Consider the following 16,034-nt stretch of genomic DNA (forward strand, 5'->3'; position numbering starts at 1 on the left):
GATCCTCTGTCATTTTTACGGATTTTTCCTCATGACCTTTCCGTCCCGCTTCCGGGGCGGCCTGACACGACGGCGTTTCGTGACGGGGATCGGTGCAGGCGGCCTTCTGGCAGCCCTGCCCCGCACCTCACAGGCGTTCTCGTCCACGGCTGTTCCCCTTGGAGGTTCTCCCCTCAGGGCCTCTTCGGGTATCATACCCCCCACCCCTTCTAACCGGTGGGATCTGAAGGTTGGCCACACGCGCATTTCGCTCGATGGCAAGACCATGCACGCCCCGACCGTCGGCGGCACGGTGCCCGGCCCGATCCTGCGCTTCAGACAGGGCGATACCGTCAGCATCAACGTGACCAACACGCTGGATGAACCGACCTCGATCCACTGGCACGGCATCCGCACGCCCGCGAATATGGATGGCGTCCCGGGGTTGAGTTTCGGCGGCATCGCCCCCGGCGAGACCTTCACCTATCGCTTCAAACTCCATCAGAGCGGCACCTACTGGTATCACAGCCATTCGGGGATGCAGGAAGCGATGGGCCTGTATGGCGCGATGGTGGTCGACCCACGCCTCCCGGACCCGAACGCCTGCGACCGCGATTACGTCATTTTCCTCGCTGAATGGACGGATGTTATGCCCCATGACATCGTCAGCAACCTCAAGATGCAGGACGACTATTACGTCTTCCGCCAACGCACGGCAGCGTCTTTTCCGAAAGAAGCGCGCGAGGCCGGAAGTGCGGGTGCGGCCCTCGCGGACCGTCTGGCCTGGTCGAAAATGCGCATGGCCGCGACCGACATCGCAGACGTCTCGGGCGCGATTTACACCTACACGCTGAACGGCCACGCCCCGGACATGAACTGGAGCGGCCTGTTCCGGCCCGGCGAAAAAGTGCGCCTGCGCTTCATCAATGGCTCGACCATGACGTTTTTCGACATCCGGATTCCGGGGCTCGAAATGCTGGTCGTGCAGGCGGACGGCAATGATATCGAACCCGTCCCCGTGGACGAGTTCCGCATCGGCGTGGCGGAAACCTATGACGTGATTGTCCAGCCGAAGGACGAGCGCGCCTATGCCATTTTTGCCCAGAGCGAAGACCGCACCGGCTACGCAAGAGGCACCCTTGCCCCACGCGAAGGCATGATTGCGCCGCTCCCGCCGATGGACCCGCGCCCCGTCCGCACCATGGTCGATATGGGCATGGGAAACATGAAGCCCGGCGAAAGCATGAAGGACATGGATATGTCCGGAGACATGTCGGGCATGAAAATGGATGGTGACATGGCCGGAATGGACATGAAAGGCATGGAGATGAGCCACATGGCCATGCCGAAAATGGAAGTGGACGACCCCGGCCCGCCGCCCATCAATGTCGAAAACCAGATGCGCGCCATGATGCCCATCGACCGCACTGGCAGCCCCGGCGACGGGCTGGAAAACAACGGCCGCCGCGTCCTGAACTACAAGCAACTCCGCGCCACCCGTCCCGGAGCAGACCTGCGACCGCCAACGCGGGAGATCATCCTGCATCTGACCGGCAACATGGAGCGCTATATCTGGGGCTTCAACGGTCGGAAATTCTCGGAATCCGGCCCGATCCGCCTCAAACTCGGCGAACGTGTGCGCTTCACGCTCATCAACGACACCATGATGGAACATCCGATCCATCTGCACGGACTGTGGAGCGAACTGGAAAACGGTCAGGGCGATTACCGCCCTTACAAGCACACCATCATTTCCCAGCCGGGCTCGAAGCTGAGCTATCTCGTGACGGCCGATACCCCCGGCATGTGGGCGTATCACTGTCACCTGATGTATCACATGGATCTGGGCATGTTCCGCACGGTGATCGTGGCATGAAACACGCCTTTTCTCTCGTGGTTCTGTCCATTCTCGCCCTGTCCGGCACGGCCCGCGCCGACCAGCCGGTCTATCATGCTGCCGATGCGCCGGAAGCGACCCCGGTCGTCTATATCGGCAACATCAAACCCGCCATGGACCAAGGCACCTGGCTGCACGGCATCTTCAACCAGCTTGAAGGCCGCTATGCGCCCGGCGGCACCGATTTCCGCTGGGACGGCGAAGCGTGGTTCGGCGGCGATTACAACAAGATCTGGCTCAAATCCGAAGGCACGCTGGAGAAAGCCCGCCTGAGCGATGGCGACCACGAACTCCTCTATACGCGCTCGATTTCGTCCTACTGGAACCTTCAGGGCGGCGTGCGGATGGACCTTGATGACGGCCCGACCCGCACTTGGGGCGCGTTCGGCATCGAAGGTCTGGCGCTCTATGAGTTCGAGTTCGAGGCCACGGCCTATGTCAGCGATCGCGGACGCTTCGCCGCCCGCGTGGAAGGCTCTTACGACTTCCTGCTGACTAACCGCCTGATCCTCCAGCCACAGGCCGAGTTCAATTTCTACACGAAGTCCGACACGGGACGTCAGGCTGGCGCCGGTCTGTCGGATGTCGATGCCGGCCTGCGCCTGCGATACGAACTCTGGCGGAAATTCGCGCCTTATGTGGCCGTGACCTACTCCGGATATCTCACACAAGCCCGCCGGATCGCCCGTGACCAGCACGACGACACCGGCTCCGTCCGCTTCAGCCTCGGCGTCCGAAGCTGGTTCTGATTCCAAAACCCCACACAAGAAAGTCACACATCATGCGCAAGACCCTCCTCGCACTGACCGCCCTCATCGCAACCGGCACGGCCTACGCCGATCCCTCCATGCCCGGCATGGATATGAGGCATATGGAGATGGGCGGTAAAAATGCCATGACCATGTCGTCCCCCAAAACGCAGGACCCGATGGCCGGACTAAACATGGATCAGCAGATGACCCTGTGCGCGCATCTTGAGACGCTCAGCAAACAGAACAGCCCGCTGACGCCGAAGATGAAGCAGCAGCGCGCCGCCTGTCAGAAAATGGATATGGGCATGACGAGCCAGCCAGCCCCCGGCGAAACGCTGGACCGCTGATTCGTCAGCGCATCATCCGGCGGACGACCTGGAGAAGCTCGTCAATCGCGTCTTCTCCACCGTCTTCCTGCACCGCCCGGCGCACGCAACCATTGGCATGGGAGGACAGGATCTGGATGGACACACCATCCAGCGCCGACTTGATGGCGGAAATCTGGGTCAGGATATCCACGCAGTAGCGGTCGTTCTCGATCATGTTGAGAACACCGCCGACCTGCCCCTCAATCCGGCGGACGCGGTTCGTCAGGGCCTTCTTGCGGGGCTGCTCGACACGGCGGCCGTCATCGTCCAGCGGCGCACAGTTCTCGCAGACATCCACTGCATGCTCATTCCGGGATAGTGCCATTACTGGATCCGCCCTTTAGTCAGACATCCGAACATCACTCATGGGTCCATGTCCGCCCATCCGGGTCCGCCCTCAAGCGCACCCGTAGCGCGTGTGTATGCCCCGCTACGTCGGGAATTGCCAGTCCGCAGACGCCGATCCGCCTTTTCCCAATCGAAAAACCGAGTCTCCCGCAGGAAAACGGGCCTCCTGTTGCGTCAGTAAGGTGCAGATATTCCGTTTCAATATGGGATATTGCTCCGGCCTATGTCCCGTCAGCAGGGATTTTCGTAAAATTTATTATAAAATCCGGCGATTTCTCCAGTCCCAGACAGTGCCCCGGGCCGCACTTGATGCAAATCATTCTCACTCCCCTTCCCGGATGGGCCGGATGCGCCTATCTAGAACGGAGGACGGAGCCTGTAAGCCTCCGTGCATACTCACCGGGGTACGGAACTGATGTTGTATCTGGATACACTGCCCAAGGGCGGACATGCCGTGATCGAAAAGGTCGAACAGCGTGCGCCTCTGGACCCGATCGCCACACGCCTCGGCGAACTGGGCTTCGTGCCCGGCGAAGCCGTACAGGTCGTCGCGACCGGCCCGATGGGCAGAGATCCGATTGCCGTGCGTCTGGGCACATCACGCTTTGCCCTGCGTCGTGGCGAAGCCGCCCGCGTCGGCCTGCGGACCGTTTCCTGACACCCCATGAGTGCAACCGAGTCCCCGCAGACACCCGCGTCCTCTCTGCATATCGCCCTCGTCGGAAATCCGAACTGCGGCAAGACCTCCCTGTTCAACCAGCTGACGGGCAGCCGTCAGAAAGTCGCCAACTACGCGGGCGTCACGGTCGAACGCAAGGAAGGCTTCTTCACCACACCCAACGGCCGCGCCATCCGCGTGCTCGACCTGCCGGGCGCCTACAGCCTTGATTCGACAAGCCCGGACGAGGACGTCACACGCGATGTCTGTCTCGGACGTCATCGGACCGAACCCCGACCGGAAATGCTGGTAGCCGTTATTTCGGCGACCAACCTGCGGTTGCATTTGCGCTTCCTTCTGGAACTGAAGCAGCTGGGCCTCCCCGTCGTCGTCGCACTGAGCATGATGGACGAAGCCCTCCGCCACGGTCTTCAGATCGACGTCGCAGGATTGCAGGCCGATCTGGGCATCCCCATCGTCCCGGTCATCAGCGTCAACCGCGCAGGCGTGATACCGCTGATTCAGGCGCTGGATCTTCCCCTCCCGGCTCCGCCTGTGCCTCTTCCGGCAGGGCTGGACCCGCATATGGAAGTCCGGCGGCTGCTCGCGACCTATGTCGTCGATCCCGCCTCCGGAACGGACCGCCTGACGGACCGGCTGGACCGCGTGTTTCTGCACCCAGTCTGGGGTCCGGTCATTCTTCTGATCGTGCTGTTCGTCATGTTCCAGACCGTCTTCGCGTGGGCGCAACCGCTCATGGACGGTCTGGGCAATGGCATCTCCCTCTTTGGAGAGATCGTTCTCAAACCGCTGCCGGGCGGCGTCCTGCACAGTCTGCTGGCGGACGGTGTACTGGCGGGTGCAGGCACGGTCATCGTGTTCCTGCCGCAGATCCTCATCCTGTTTTTGTGGATTCTCGCCCTTGAGGAATCCGGCTATCTACCACGCGCGGCCTTCCTGCTCGACCGGCTGATGGCGCTGGCGGGACTGAGCGGACGCTCCTTCATTCCCCTGCTGTCAAGCTTCGCCTGCGCCATTCCCGGCATCATGGCGGCCCGCACGATCCAGAACCCGCGGGACCGTCTGGTCACGATCCTGATCGCACCGCTCATGACCTGCTCGGCACGCCTGCCGGTCTATACGCTGCTGATCGGCGCGTTTGTGCCACACCGGAGCGTGCTCGGGATCTTCGGCCTTCAGGGGCTGGTGCTGTTCGGGCTCTATGCCGTCGCCATCGTCAGCGGCGTGATCGCCGCGCGGGTCATGACGCGGGGTGTGAAGTCCGAAGAACATCCGCTGCTGCTCGAACTGCCGTCCTATCGCCGCCCGAATCTCAGGAGCCTTGCGCTCGGACTGTGGCAACAGGCGGTGATGTTCCTCTCCCGCGTCGGCACGATCATCGTCACGCTGAACGTGCTGCTCTGGGCGCTGTCGAGCTTCCCGCTCCCCCCCGCAGGCGCACCCGGGCCGGCCATCGATTACAGTCTGGCGGGGCGGATCGGCCATCTGATGCAGTGGGTTTTCGCGCCCATCGGCTTCAATTGGCAGATTTGCGTTTCGCTCATTCCCGGCCTTGCCGCGCGTGAAGTGGCGGTCAGTTCGCTGGCCACCGTCTATGCCATCGGGGCCACCGATGACGGGGCGGCCGACAGGCTTCTGCCCCTGCTCTCGACGCAGTGGAGCATGGCCACGGCCTTCTCGCTGCTGGCATGGTATGTTTATGCGCCGCAATGCATTTCGACGCTGGCTGTCATGCGTCGGGAAACCGGATCGATCAAAACCGTTCTGGGAGCTGCGGCGTATCTATTCGGTCTGGCCTATCTGGCCGCATTTCTGACCTATCACATCACCCGCGCCATTACGGGAGCTCCCTGATGCTCGAATTTGCTGTTGCCGTCCTGATTGTCTGCGCGGCCGCCATCTATTGGTACGCGCGCCTGTTTCCCGTCGGATGGGGCCGAGTGCGAACGGCTTTGGGCCTGTCCACACCACAGCCCACCGCAGGCAAGGGCTGCGGCGGCTGTTCGGGCTGTGACCGCTCGGGCAAGGGTGGCTGCCACTAAGGTAGCCGCCCTCTTTTTCAGGCTTTCTGAAGGCCCGGATTGCCACGCTCAACCGCAAAGCTGGCATAAGTGGAGAGCTTGCCCCCCGGCACCATGACCCGGTCGATCGTTTTCAGATCGGCATGCCATACTTCCGGCCCCACATCACACAGAACATAACCGCGCTTGTCGGTCGTAGCTTTCAGATGCGGGTTTTCACTGCGGGCAATGCGACTGAAATGATCGTCGTCGCCCAGACCATCCGCTCCCGATGAAATGGACGTCGCAAGGAACTCCACCGAAACCGGCTTGCCACGTCCCGGCTCAATCAGCAGATCCCCAGCGAAGTGCCGATGCGCGTCCCCTGTCACATTCACCACGTTTCCGGGGCAATGCGTATCGATGAAATCCAGCAGGCGCTTGCGGCTGTACAGATAGCCCGACCACTGATCCATGCTGTAGGTCAGTTCGGAATGCGCGGACTTCCGATGCGCCAGATCCATGATCATGACCTGATGCGCCAGCAGGTTCCATTTCGCGTCCGACCGCCCCAGACCATCAAACAGCCACTGCTCCTGCTGCGCGCCCATCATGGTGCGCTCGGGAGACCAGACGTCCTTGCCCTGCGCAGCATTTGTGTCACCATACGCCTGATCGCTGCGATACTGGCGCGTGTCCAGCACGAACATGTTCATCAGATCGCCAAAGGTGAAGCTGCGATAGAGCTGCATGTGGCTGCCATCGGGAATGGACGTCGCCCGCAGCGGCATGTTCTCGTAATACGCCTGTAGTCCGACCGCCCGGCGCAGACGGAAAATCTCCGGCGGCGTCCCGTCCTGATCGGTATCTCCGGCCCAGTTATTGTCGATCTCGTGGTCGTCAAAGCTGACAATCCATGATGTCGCCGCATGGGCGGCCTGAAGATCCGGGTCCAGCTTATACTGGGCGTAACGGCGGCGATATTCGTCCAGCGAATAACATTCCGGCCCGACATGACGCCGCAGAACATGCGCCTTGCGCCCGTCGATATCACGCAGATGGTCGCCGCTATCCGCGCTTTCGTAAATATAGTCGCCATAATGGAATACGAAGTCGATCGGCTCGTTCGCGATGGCGCGCCAGGCGGTGTAGTAGCCATATTCGTAGTGCTGGCAGCCGGCTGCGGCAAAACGCACGCGCGACAGCGGCGCACCCGGCATTGGCAGCGTCCGCCCCCGCCCAACCGGGCTCTGATAGCCCGCGATGTGGAAACGGTACCAGTACGGCCGGTCCGGCCTCAACCCCGCAACCTCGACATGAACCGAATGGCCAAGCTCCGGATGGGCGAGCGCCTGTCCGCTCTGCACGGGTTTCGAGAATGTCTCATCCTCGCTGACCTCCCAGCCCACCAGAACCGGTTTGAGAGCCTCCATGCCGCCTGCCTCTTCCAGCGGGTCGGACGCAAGGCGCGTCCACAGCACCAGACCGTCCGAAGCCGGATCGCCGGAAGCCACGCCAAGCTGGAACGGAGTGGCTTTAAAACTCGGATTTTTCTCCAGATCGCGCGGGACAGCAGCCCGCAGCGCACGCACGCGCGTCGAGAGGAGGAGACCCGCACCAAGGCCGGTCAGCAGGCTTCTACGTTTCATGAACACCATGCAGCAGTTCTTTCCTACGAAGCCCGGCTTCCTGCGAAACCGGGCTTCCAGAGGTCTTTGGACACACGCCCTCCGCTCTGTGGACACATGAAATGGAGATTTGCCCACTCCCCCAAACGCCATTTCATGAAACTGTCACGAATGTGGCCGCGCGAATTCCCTAAACGCTATCGCGCCGCAGCCCCGAGGGGGTCTTTCAGGGCGCGGTGATTCGGAAACATCCAGAAACGGGAACATGGATGCGCTGTCAGCAGGAATGGTTGCGCCTTTATCGCAGGGTGCGTTCCCGGACCCGTCGGGATGATGCGGACGACCACCTTCAGAACGCGCTCATGAGCTATTTCGAGCGTCCCGAAGGCAGCGTGCAGCATCAGGACGCCTATATCACCCGAAGCGCCGTGAATTCCTCGCTCAACGCGATCCGCCGCGAACGGCAGGGATATGTGCAAGCGGCGGACGACTTCGAAACCCTCGTCAATGTCCCCGACCCTGCGCCCTCGCAGGAGGATATTTACGAATCAACGCAGAAACTGGCGCATTTCCACGAAGGCTGTGAACAGCTTCCAGACCGGACCCGACAGATCTTCCTGATGAACCGTGTGGAAAAAATGAAGTACAGTCATATTGCGAAATCGCTGGGGATCAGTGAAAGCAGCGTTGAAAAACATATCGCAAAGGCGCTGATCTTCCTTTCAACATGGATGGATCACTGAAATACCAATCTGATGGACTTCATCAAACTCCGCGCGGCAGAATGGATTGCACGTCTCCATGCCGAGGACTGCACACCGCTCGACCATGACATGTTCCGCGACTGGCTGGCGAGCGATCCCCGGAACGGACCGGTTTTCGAACATCTGACGGAGCTGTGGGAACTCTCCGGAGGCGCACGCACACCACCCGTCGTTGCAAAACCAGTTCAGATCGCCCGCCGCCCTGTGCTCAGCCGAAGACATGCGCTGGCCGGGTTGGTGGCTGCGGCTTTTCTGGCCGTTCCGCCATGGGAAGGGGCCCATGCCAGCCGGATCGAAGAGACCGGAATTGGAAGCATCCGCGACGTCCGCCTCACGTCCCGGACGGATTGCCGCCTCGACACCCAGACGCGCCTTGTGGTGGGCGCGAACAGTCAGCAGGCGCGGCTGTGTCACGGGCAGGTCCTGCTCTCGGTGGCCGGACCGGACCCGTTCCATCTTTCCGCCGACGGCATGACCGTACAGCTTCATGACAAGACATCCGCCGATATCCGCATCAATCGCGGCAATACGGAAGTCACAGCTATCCGGGGCAAGGTGTTCCTGACCGCAGCCGCCCTGCGCGAGGCCGGACGCTGGGTGATGCCGGGACAGCGCCTGCGGATGGATCGCCACGGCGGCTGGAACATCGATTATCCCGATCTGGAAACATTGCTCTCCTGGCAGAGCGGCGAACTGGTGTTCCGCAATCAGCCGCTGGCGGAGGTGATTCAGGAAATTAACCGTTACGCCTCCCGCCAGATCGTCCTGTCCGCGCCGCGTCTGGCCTCGCAGCGTCTGAGCGGCGTGTATCATGTACGTCAGGGGGATGCGTTTTTGCAGATGCTCCCGCATCTGCTGCCCCTGCGGATCCGTCCGGCCCATAACGCTTACGAAATCGTCGCTTTATGACGTTTCGATGAAAACCGCTGCATCGCGCTGAGGTTTTCATTTTCTCATCTGTCTTCCTGTCGAGACCGCTTTCAGGCCCGACGACAGGAAACGAGCCCCATGACCCCGCCCCCCGTTACCCCCGCCGCACCGTTCTGCTTCTGTCGGCAGGCGCGACCATTCTGACGCATTCGCTGTCCAGCGCCTTCGCAGCCCCCAGCACTCCGGTGCATATCGCGCCGCAGCCCATGGCACAGGCCCTCGTGACGCTCGGGCATCAGACGGGCCGCAACATCATTTTCACCTCCGATGCCGTGGCCCATCTGCGCGCGCCTGCCGTGGACGGCACGCTGTCGCCCGACGATGCGGTCAAACGCCTGCTGCGCGGGAGCGGACTGAAGGCAGAGGCCATGCCGGATGGCGGCGTCATCATCCGCAAGGACCCCTCCGCGCGCCCAAAGCCGCAGCGCCTGCGTGAAGCGCAGGCGCATGACATCGAACAGATCGTCGCCACCGGCCACCGCACACGCTCCGTCATGAGCGTCAGCGGCGACGAAATGCAGACGCTGATGCCGGGTCAGAGCCCGATGCAGGCACTGGACCTTTTGCCGGGTGTGACGTTCACCAACGTCGATCCGTGGGGCAATAACGAGCAGAATTCCAGCATTTACGTCCACGGTTTCAACCAGAACCAGCTCGGCTACACGATGGACGGCGTCCCGCTCGGAGCAGGGGCTTACGGCAACTATAACGGCCTGTCTCCGCAGCGTGCCGCCATCAGTGAAGACATCGGTTCAGTTTCCCTGTCGTCCGGCGCCGGTGCGCTGGGCACGGCTTCAACCAGCAATCTGGGCGGAACGATCGAATTCACCACGCGCGATCCGAAGCAGAAGGCTGGTGCCACAATCAACCAGACCTTTGGTAGCTATTCCACCTTCAGAACATTCGCGCGCGTCGATACGGGCAATTTCGGCAACGGCAACTCGGCCTATATGGCGTTTGCCCGTCAGGACGCCCGCCCGTGGAATCTCGGCAATGCCAACCGGCAGGGCGGTTATCAGGTGAACGGGAAATTCGTCCACAAGGGCGAGAACACCACCATCACCGCCTATTTCGACTGGCAGAACAAGGCCGAGCCCAACACGCAGGGCCTGACGGCGCCTACCGACCTCTATGCGCGCGGGGCCTTCTTCCCGGACCTGAACGCCGCCATGGCGGGGTATCCGGCTGAAAGCTCAACCAAAGCCGGACCGGCAACGCCGAACAACAAATATTACTTTTCCGCCGCACAGCGCACGGACTACCTGACCTATCTGAAAATTTCCCACCGGTTCTCCCCGAACCTGAACTGGGACAACCAGCTTTACTTCCATTACGACGACGGCGCGGGCGTGGTCGCGACCTCCATCCGCACCAATGCGATCCTGACGATCCTCGGCTCCTATCTCGACCCGACCGGCACGAAATACATCAAGAACGGACAGTTCACCTACAGCGTCGCGGGTATTGATCCGAAGGTCTGGAACGCCACGGGTGGCACGGGTTTTGCCGTCCGCACCACGGAATACAGCGATTATCGCGGCGGCCTGATCAGCACGCTGCACTACCGCCTCGGCCATCACAATATCGAGCTGGGTGGCTGGTATGAGCGCAACAACAACGAACAGGGGCGCTACTGGTATCCGCTGACGCAGAATGACACGCTGACGCCCTATACGCGCCCGACCAACCCGCTGTTCACGCAGTGGAACAACGCGTTCTACACCAATACTTTCGTGACGCATCTTCAGGATAGCTGGAAGGTGACGTCTCGCCTGACGCTGACGGCGGGCTTCAAGTCCGAAATGGTCTATACGAACGGCACACTCCCGGTGGCCGCCCTGCCGCAGTCCCTCGCCTCTTCGGTGAAGGGGGCGAAGAAGATCGTCGATACCAGCACCAATACTGTCGCGGGCGGAACCATTCCGTCCTACAAACCGTTCCTGCCCGCCTTCGGTGCGTTATGGAACGTCACACGGCACGAACAGCTCTTTGCCAATATTCAGGAGAACATGAACTCCTTTGCCGCCACCGGATACGGCTCGACCTCACCCTGGGCGGTGTCGGATCAGGCGGATTTCGAGAAGTTCAAGCGCAGCGGCAAGCCGGAAACATCTTGGACCTATGAAACCGGCATCCGCACCAGCCATCCGATCAATACGCGCATCCTGACCGGGGTCAGCGGACAGCTCGAATATTATCACGTCGATTTCTACAACCGCCTCGGCACCATTTCACCGCCGGGTCAGGGTATTTCAGGCGTCGGCAATACGGTGGCAAACCTTGGCAGCGTCTCGACCAACGGCATGGACATGTCGTTTACGCTGCGCTTCGGACCGCATTTCTCGATCTATGATGCCGTGTCCTATGTCAGCAGCATTTACGGCAACGATTTTATGGATGGTGCGACGCTCTATGCCACCAAGGACAAGAAGGTTCCGGCCATTCCGGCATGGTCCGACAAGTTTGCCGTCAACTACAATCAGGGCGGCTTCAACGCCCAGTTCAGCGGCAGCTATATGGGCGTCCGTCCGGGCACCATCACCAACAGCGTCATGGTGCCACCGCGCGTGCAGCTTGCCTTCAGCTCCAGCTACACGTTTCACCAGATCCCGCACATGAACAGCCTCAAGCTCCAGTTCAACGCCAGCAACCTGACGAATGCGCGCTCCTGGTCCACGATCGCCGCCGGAGATGCCAGCACCTATACCGGCTACCCCACGGCCCCGCGCATGTTCTTCGGAACGGTGTCCGCAGCTTTCTGAACATGCCCTGAATGCCGGCGAGCCCTTCCGACCGGGCGGCTCACCGGCATTTCCCGCATTCTCAGTTCAGCGGAATAATACCCTGCTTCCTCATCATCTCCGGTGCGGTTTTCTTAAGCTCGTCCACTGTTGCAGCCGTGACTGGCGGAGCATTGTTTCCCCATGCTTTTCGGATGAACGTTACGACATCTGCAATCTGCTGCGAGCTGAGCATGTTTCCATAGGCCGGCATGGCAAAGGCGGACGGCGCTCTGGTCATTCCTGGCAGCACCGCACCACTTTGCACCACATGCACCAGAGAGGCCGGATCATCACTCATGAGCACCGGATTACCCGCGAGCGGCGGAAAAGCGGGCGCATATCCACGACCATCGGAACGATGGCACGCCGCACAATGATCCACATAAACCTTGGCTCCCGGAGCCGAAACATCTCCCGCCTGTAACGCGGACGCCGCTTCCGGATCATACCTCCATGCCGACAAAGCCGGATTATGCGGTTGCAGCGACAGCAGATACTGCGCCATCGCGTGGAGGTCTGCATCCGTCAGATGCTGCGTTCCATGGAAAATGGCATCGGTCATACCTCCGAATGCTTCACCCCGCCGGTTACGACCGGTCGCAAGAAACTGGACGATATCGTCTTCGGACCAGCCCGCAAGACCGGTCCGCTGATCCTGCCGCAGACTGGTCGGGACGAAACCGTCGATTGGCGCGCCCCCGGAGAGGAACAGTGATCCACTGCTGTTTGAAAGCGACTTCTCCTGCATCGCCAGTCCTCGGGGAGAATGGCAGGCCCCGCAATGGCCTGGTCCTTCCACAAGATAAGCGCCGCGTCCTATCCCATCATTGGGAAGAGACCGCATGACGTCTTTCTGTGCTGCGCGAATAGAAGGCGAGAACACCGCCCGCCAGATGGTCATTGGTAGACGGATGGACAGCGGCCATGCAATCCGGTTGGAAGGCGCCGGCTGATCAACCGGCTGAACACCCTTCATGAAATAGACATACAGAGCATGAATGTCTGCATCGCTCATGCGGGCATAGGACGGAAAGGGCATTGCCGGATAAAGGCTTGCTCCGTCCCGGCGTACGCCTTCACGTACGGCACGGGAAAATTCGGCCTCCGAATAGGCACCAATTCCATGCGTGGCGTCCGGAGTGATATTGGATGAATAGATCGATCCAATCGGTAGCTTGAACTCCATACCGCCCGCGAAATTACCCCGTCCGCTGACCGTATGACAGGCGCTGCAATCGGAAGCCTCCGCAACATATTGTCCCTGTTTGACAAGGGCATTTGTATCTTCTGCATGCAGATCCGAAACGAAACCTGTCAGCAGGACAGCAGCGCTGAAAAACGCTGCGCGGGAAAACAAACCGTATGTCATGCCTGCACCATCGGACCTGGATTTTTCAGATAGGTCGTCCGGATATGATAAGCCGCCCAGTAAGCCAGAGCCGCAACCATACCGGTCGGATTATACCCCATTCCCTGCGGAAACGCGCTGGCTCCGATGACGAAAACATTCGAAACGTCCCAGCTCTGCAGATAACGGTTGACGCAACTGGTTTTAGGATCAGTACCCATGACAGCGCCTCCACCCAGATGTGTGGTCTGATACCGGCGGGTATCGAAAACCTCGCCGTCTTTCAGCATTCCCAAAGAATAACGGGTTGCCCCCATCGCCTTGATAACAGGCTCGATTTTACCAACCACATACTGGTTCATACGGATGTCATTCTCTTTCCAGTTAAACGTCATCCGCAGCAAGGGCTGCCCATAGGCATTGGTGTAGGTAGGATCAAGATCCAGATAAACATCCCGATACGCCATGTTGCTGCCATGGGCGTCGATCGTCAGAGAATGACGATACGTGTCCACCATTGCGTCTTTGTACCCTTCGCCCCATGTGGGGGCCTTGCCGCCCGGCCCGCCGACAGCCGCCGCAATCGGCTTGACGCCCGCCTGATTGACCCAGACCGGTGATCCGCCCACAAAACCAAGAGGGCCGTGATCGAAATTCATGCTGTTGAAATCATCAATCGCCACACCTGCCCCACCAGCACCGACAAAAAGATTCGTGTACTGTTTGGGAGAGAGCCAGGCCCGGGACGTCGTGATTGTCTGATAGACGAAATTCCGTCCGACCGTTCCGGTATTCTGTTTCGGATCATAAGGCTGCCCAATACCCGAGAGCAGCATCAGATGAACATTGTGAAACTGAAAAGCGCTGATAATGACAAGATCAGCGTCCAGCTCGACCTGCTTCCGGGTTCGCAGATCGAGATAGGTCACACCAGTCGCCTTTTTCCTGTCAGCATCCAGATTGACTTTAAGAACATGCGCTTTGGTGATCAGTGTGAACTTTGAATCCTGACGCAGCGCAGGGAGAATATTCACATTCGGGGAGGCCTTCGAATACATGTAGCAGTCATATCCACTGCAATATCCGCAGAAATTGCATGGCCCCATCTGCGCACCATACGGATTGGTGTATTGTGCCGACGCATTCGCGGCAGGCAGCGCGTACGGGTGGTAACCCACGCTCGCAGCAGCAGTCCTGAACAGACTGGCCGAATAAACATCGCCCATCGCCGGGAGCGGAAAGGCATCGGAACGGTCAGGGGCAAAACGGTTTCCCTTCCCCACAACCTTCCCGTTGATTGTATATGGCTCTCCTGACGTGCCGAAAACCTTCTCCGCCTTATCGAAAAACGGCTCCAGCTCTTCATAGGTCACGCCATAGTCCTGAAGATTCATACCCTCGGGAATGAAGCTCTTGCCATAACGGGCGACAACATTGGTGCGCAGGGCCAGATCGTCCGGCGCAACACGGAAATGCACGCCCGACCAATGCAAACCGGCACCGCCAACCCCCTCGCCCGGCAGAAACGCTGCCAAACGGCGATATGGCAAGGCTTCCTGATCCAGCGTGTTCCGGATCGTGACGGTAGACTTCGACATATTCTGGAAAAGGCGATGACGGATCGCCCCCCTCAGTTCGTCGATGGAGGTTGGATAATCGCCCTCAACAGCAGTGGCGCGCTCATCACCACGCTCCAGCATGACAACAGACAGCCCCGCTTCCGTCAGTTCCTTGGCCAGGATTGAACCCGCCCAGCCCGCACCGATCACAACGGCATCAACTTTTTTTGCACACATATTCTGAAAATCCTCAGGCAGTTTCGCCAGATATCGAAACAGGCCCGAAAGGATACGGCGCCCCTTTCTGGTTGACCCAGTCCATGAAATCAGCCCGCGCGCCGGGGAAGCCGAGAAGCATCCAGCCCGCAAGACCCTTGTTGCCGCCGTAAAGGGGATCGGAGAAAACGCCTTCGAGCGTGTTCTGGCGCAGCTGCTCGAAAAACGTATGGGCAGGTACCGCGCCCAGCATCATTTTTCCCTGTTCGAACGTCTTGAGAAGAGCGGTCTGGTCCGAAGGTTCAAGCTCGTCGAAACGCTGTCCTTTAAGCTGGCGCGCGTAGGCATTCGCAGCTTCAATAGACTGTCGATAGAGATCACGCGGCGGCAAAGAGAGCTGATACCCCAGATTAGGCGCCCCTGACCGAAACGGGCCGGACATGTACCACAACTCACCATGGCCATAAGGAGTATTCATCTGCCGATCGATGAACTCCGGCGCCCCGAGTACCGCGCCATCAGGCCCATGAGCATCTGCAGGGAATATTCTCGCACAGGCGGCATTCAGAAAACGCCATTCCTCGGGCGTAAAATATTGCGGTTGATACGGTCGGCTGCTTTCCGACTGTAACGCATCAGCCCAGACCTTGTGGCCCCCGTAAATCCAGAACGACGTTGACCCCAAAAGACCCGCGGTGAAATTCCGCCGCGTTGAAGAAGGTAGCTTCATTTGATACTCCACTGACACACATGACGTGACGACATGAAATGATTCTGCATAAT

14 protein-coding genes are annotated in these 16,034 nt (G+C 60.0%); 9 read left to right on the forward strand and 5 right to left on the reverse strand.

What is annotated here, in order from left to right; genetic code table 11:
- The first annotated feature begins 31 nt into the window (after positions 1-31).
- Genes JK213_RS07140 through JK213_RS07150 form a run of 3 tightly spaced genes read left to right on the forward strand, consistent with a single transcriptional unit; the run spans position 32 to position 2,975 of the window.
- A complete protein-coding gene (locus JK213_RS07140) occupies positions 32-1,855 on the forward strand; it encodes a copper resistance system multicopper oxidase (protein ID WP_194262672.1) in 1,824 nt (607 codons plus the stop codon).
- Positions 1,852-2,625: a copper resistance protein B gene (locus tag JK213_RS07145; RefSeq protein WP_194262671.1), complete on the forward strand. Its 774-nt coding sequence runs from the start codon at positions 1,852-1,854 to the stop codon at positions 2,623-2,625. Before JK213_RS07140 ends, JK213_RS07145 begins: the two co-directional genes overlap by 4 nt.
- Before the next feature lie 32 nt (positions 2,626-2,657).
- On the forward strand, positions 2,658-2,975 hold the full coding sequence (locus JK213_RS07150) for a hypothetical protein (protein WP_194262670.1): 318 nt from the start codon (positions 2,658-2,660) through the stop codon (positions 2,973-2,975).
- A 4-nt stretch (positions 2,976-2,979) separates the two neighbouring features.
- On the opposite strand, the gene JK213_RS07155 is transcribed toward JK213_RS07150, so the two are convergent.
- Complete coding sequence (locus tag JK213_RS07155; protein WP_228125535.1) at positions 2,980-3,321, reverse strand: metal-sensitive transcriptional regulator; 342 nt, start codon at positions 3,319-3,321, stop codon at positions 2,980-2,982.
- 438 nt (positions 3,322-3,759) lie between these two features.
- Between JK213_RS07155 and JK213_RS07160 the strand changes: the two genes are divergently transcribed.
- The 3 genes from JK213_RS07160 to JK213_RS07170 are packed head-to-tail and all read left to right on the forward strand — an operon-like array spanning position 3,760 to position 6,065.
- Positions 3,760-4,002 carry a FeoA family protein gene (locus JK213_RS07160; protein WP_099286286.1) on the forward strand — a complete coding sequence of 81 codons (243 nt, stop codon included), beginning with the start codon at positions 3,760-3,762 and terminating at the stop codon, positions 4,000-4,002.
- A 6-nt stretch (positions 4,003-4,008) separates the two neighbouring features.
- Positions 4,009-5,877 (forward strand): ferrous iron transporter B, encoded by a 1,869-nt coding sequence (locus JK213_RS07165; RefSeq protein WP_194262669.1) that lies wholly within the window; start codon positions 4,009-4,011, stop codon positions 5,875-5,877.
- Positions 5,877-6,065 carry a hypothetical protein gene (locus JK213_RS07170; RefSeq protein ID WP_194262668.1) on the forward strand — a complete coding sequence of 63 codons (189 nt, stop codon included), beginning with the start codon at positions 5,877-5,879 and terminating at the stop codon, positions 6,063-6,065. Before JK213_RS07165 ends, JK213_RS07170 begins: the two co-directional genes overlap by 1 nt.
- Before the next feature lie 17 nt (positions 6,066-6,082).
- Here JK213_RS07170 and JK213_RS07175 read toward each other — a convergent pair whose 3' ends face one another.
- Complete coding sequence (locus tag JK213_RS07175) at positions 6,083-7,681, reverse strand: alkaline phosphatase (RefSeq protein ID WP_194262667.1); 1,599 nt, start codon at positions 7,679-7,681, stop codon at positions 6,083-6,085.
- A gap of 239 nt (positions 7,682-7,920) precedes the next feature.
- Here JK213_RS07175 and JK213_RS07180 point away from each other — a divergent pair, with 239 nt between their 5' ends.
- From JK213_RS07180 to JK213_RS07190, 3 genes are all read left to right on the forward strand, one after another.
- Complete coding sequence (locus JK213_RS07180) at positions 7,921-8,394, forward strand: RNA polymerase sigma factor (protein ID WP_194262666.1); 474 nt, start codon at positions 7,921-7,923, stop codon at positions 8,392-8,394.
- A 12-nt stretch (positions 8,395-8,406) separates the two neighbouring features.
- A complete protein-coding gene (locus JK213_RS07185) occupies positions 8,407-9,324 on the forward strand; it encodes a FecR domain-containing protein (protein ID WP_194262665.1) in 918 nt (305 codons plus the stop codon).
- Positions 9,325-9,551: 227 nt separating this feature from the next.
- Complete coding sequence (locus tag JK213_RS07190) at positions 9,552-12,107, forward strand: TonB-dependent receptor plug domain-containing protein (protein ID WP_249200449.1); 2,556 nt, start codon at positions 9,552-9,554, stop codon at positions 12,105-12,107.
- Between the two features lie 61 nt (positions 12,108-12,168).
- On the opposite strand, the gene JK213_RS07195 is transcribed toward JK213_RS07190, so the two are convergent.
- Genes JK213_RS07195 through JK213_RS07205 form a run of 3 tightly spaced genes read right to left on the reverse strand, consistent with a single transcriptional unit; the run spans position 12,169 to position 15,981 of the window.
- Positions 12,169-13,497: a cytochrome c gene (locus tag JK213_RS07195; RefSeq protein WP_194262663.1), complete on the reverse strand. Its 1,329-nt coding sequence runs from the start codon at positions 13,495-13,497 to the stop codon at positions 12,169-12,171.
- Positions 13,494-15,272 (reverse strand): GMC family oxidoreductase, encoded by a 1,779-nt coding sequence (locus JK213_RS07200; protein WP_194262662.1) that lies wholly within the window; start codon positions 15,270-15,272, stop codon positions 13,494-13,496. The genes JK213_RS07195 and JK213_RS07200 overlap by 4 nt, the downstream gene beginning before the upstream one ends.
- Before the next feature lie 13 nt (positions 15,273-15,285).
- A complete protein-coding gene (locus tag JK213_RS07205; protein ID WP_194262661.1) occupies positions 15,286-15,981 on the reverse strand; it encodes a gluconate 2-dehydrogenase subunit 3 family protein in 696 nt (231 codons plus the stop codon).
- Between the last annotated feature and the right edge of the window lie 53 nt (positions 15,982-16,034).

It is taken from the genome of Gluconobacter sp. Dm-44 (assembly GCF_018256175.1).
Lineage (GTDB): Bacteria > Pseudomonadota > Alphaproteobacteria > Acetobacterales > Acetobacteraceae > Gluconobacter > Gluconobacter cadivus.

Coding starts and splice junctions, on each gene's coding strand:
- JK213_RS07140 (WP_194262672.1), top strand. CDS start 32: ATGACCTTTCCGTCCCGCTTCCGGGGCGGCCTGACACGACGGCGTTTC.
- JK213_RS07145 (WP_194262671.1), top strand. CDS start 1,852: ATGAAACACGCCTTTTCTCTCGTGGTTCTGTCCATTCTCGCCCTGTCC.
- JK213_RS07150 (WP_194262670.1), top strand. CDS start 2,658: ATGCGCAAGACCCTCCTCGCACTGACCGCCCTCATCGCAACCGGCACG.
- JK213_RS07155 (WP_228125535.1), bottom strand. CDS start 3,321: ATGGCACTATCCCGGAATGAGCATGCAGTGGATGTCTGCGAGAACTGT.
- JK213_RS07160 (WP_099286286.1), top strand. CDS start 3,760: ATGTTGTATCTGGATACACTGCCCAAGGGCGGACATGCCGTGATCGAA.
- JK213_RS07165 (WP_194262669.1), top strand. CDS start 4,009: ATGAGTGCAACCGAGTCCCCGCAGACACCCGCGTCCTCTCTGCATATC.
- JK213_RS07170 (WP_194262668.1), top strand. CDS start 5,877: ATGCTCGAATTTGCTGTTGCCGTCCTGATTGTCTGCGCGGCCGCCATC.
- JK213_RS07175 (WP_194262667.1), bottom strand. CDS start 7,681: ATGGTGTTCATGAAACGTAGAAGCCTGCTGACCGGCCTTGGTGCGGGT.
- JK213_RS07180 (WP_194262666.1), top strand. CDS start 7,921: ATGCGCTGTCAGCAGGAATGGTTGCGCCTTTATCGCAGGGTGCGTTCC.
- JK213_RS07185 (WP_194262665.1), top strand. CDS start 8,407: ATGGACTTCATCAAACTCCGCGCGGCAGAATGGATTGCACGTCTCCAT.
- JK213_RS07190 (WP_249200449.1), top strand. CDS start 9,552: ATGGCACAGGCCCTCGTGACGCTCGGGCATCAGACGGGCCGCAACATC.
- JK213_RS07195 (WP_194262663.1), bottom strand. CDS start 13,497: ATGACATACGGTTTGTTTTCCCGCGCAGCGTTTTTCAGCGCTGCTGTC.
- JK213_RS07200 (WP_194262662.1), bottom strand. CDS start 15,272: ATGTGTGCAAAAAAAGTTGATGCCGTTGTGATCGGTGCGGGCTGGGCG.
- JK213_RS07205 (WP_194262661.1), bottom strand. CDS start 15,981: ATGAAGCTACCTTCTTCAACGCGGCGGAATTTCACCGCGGGTCTTTTG.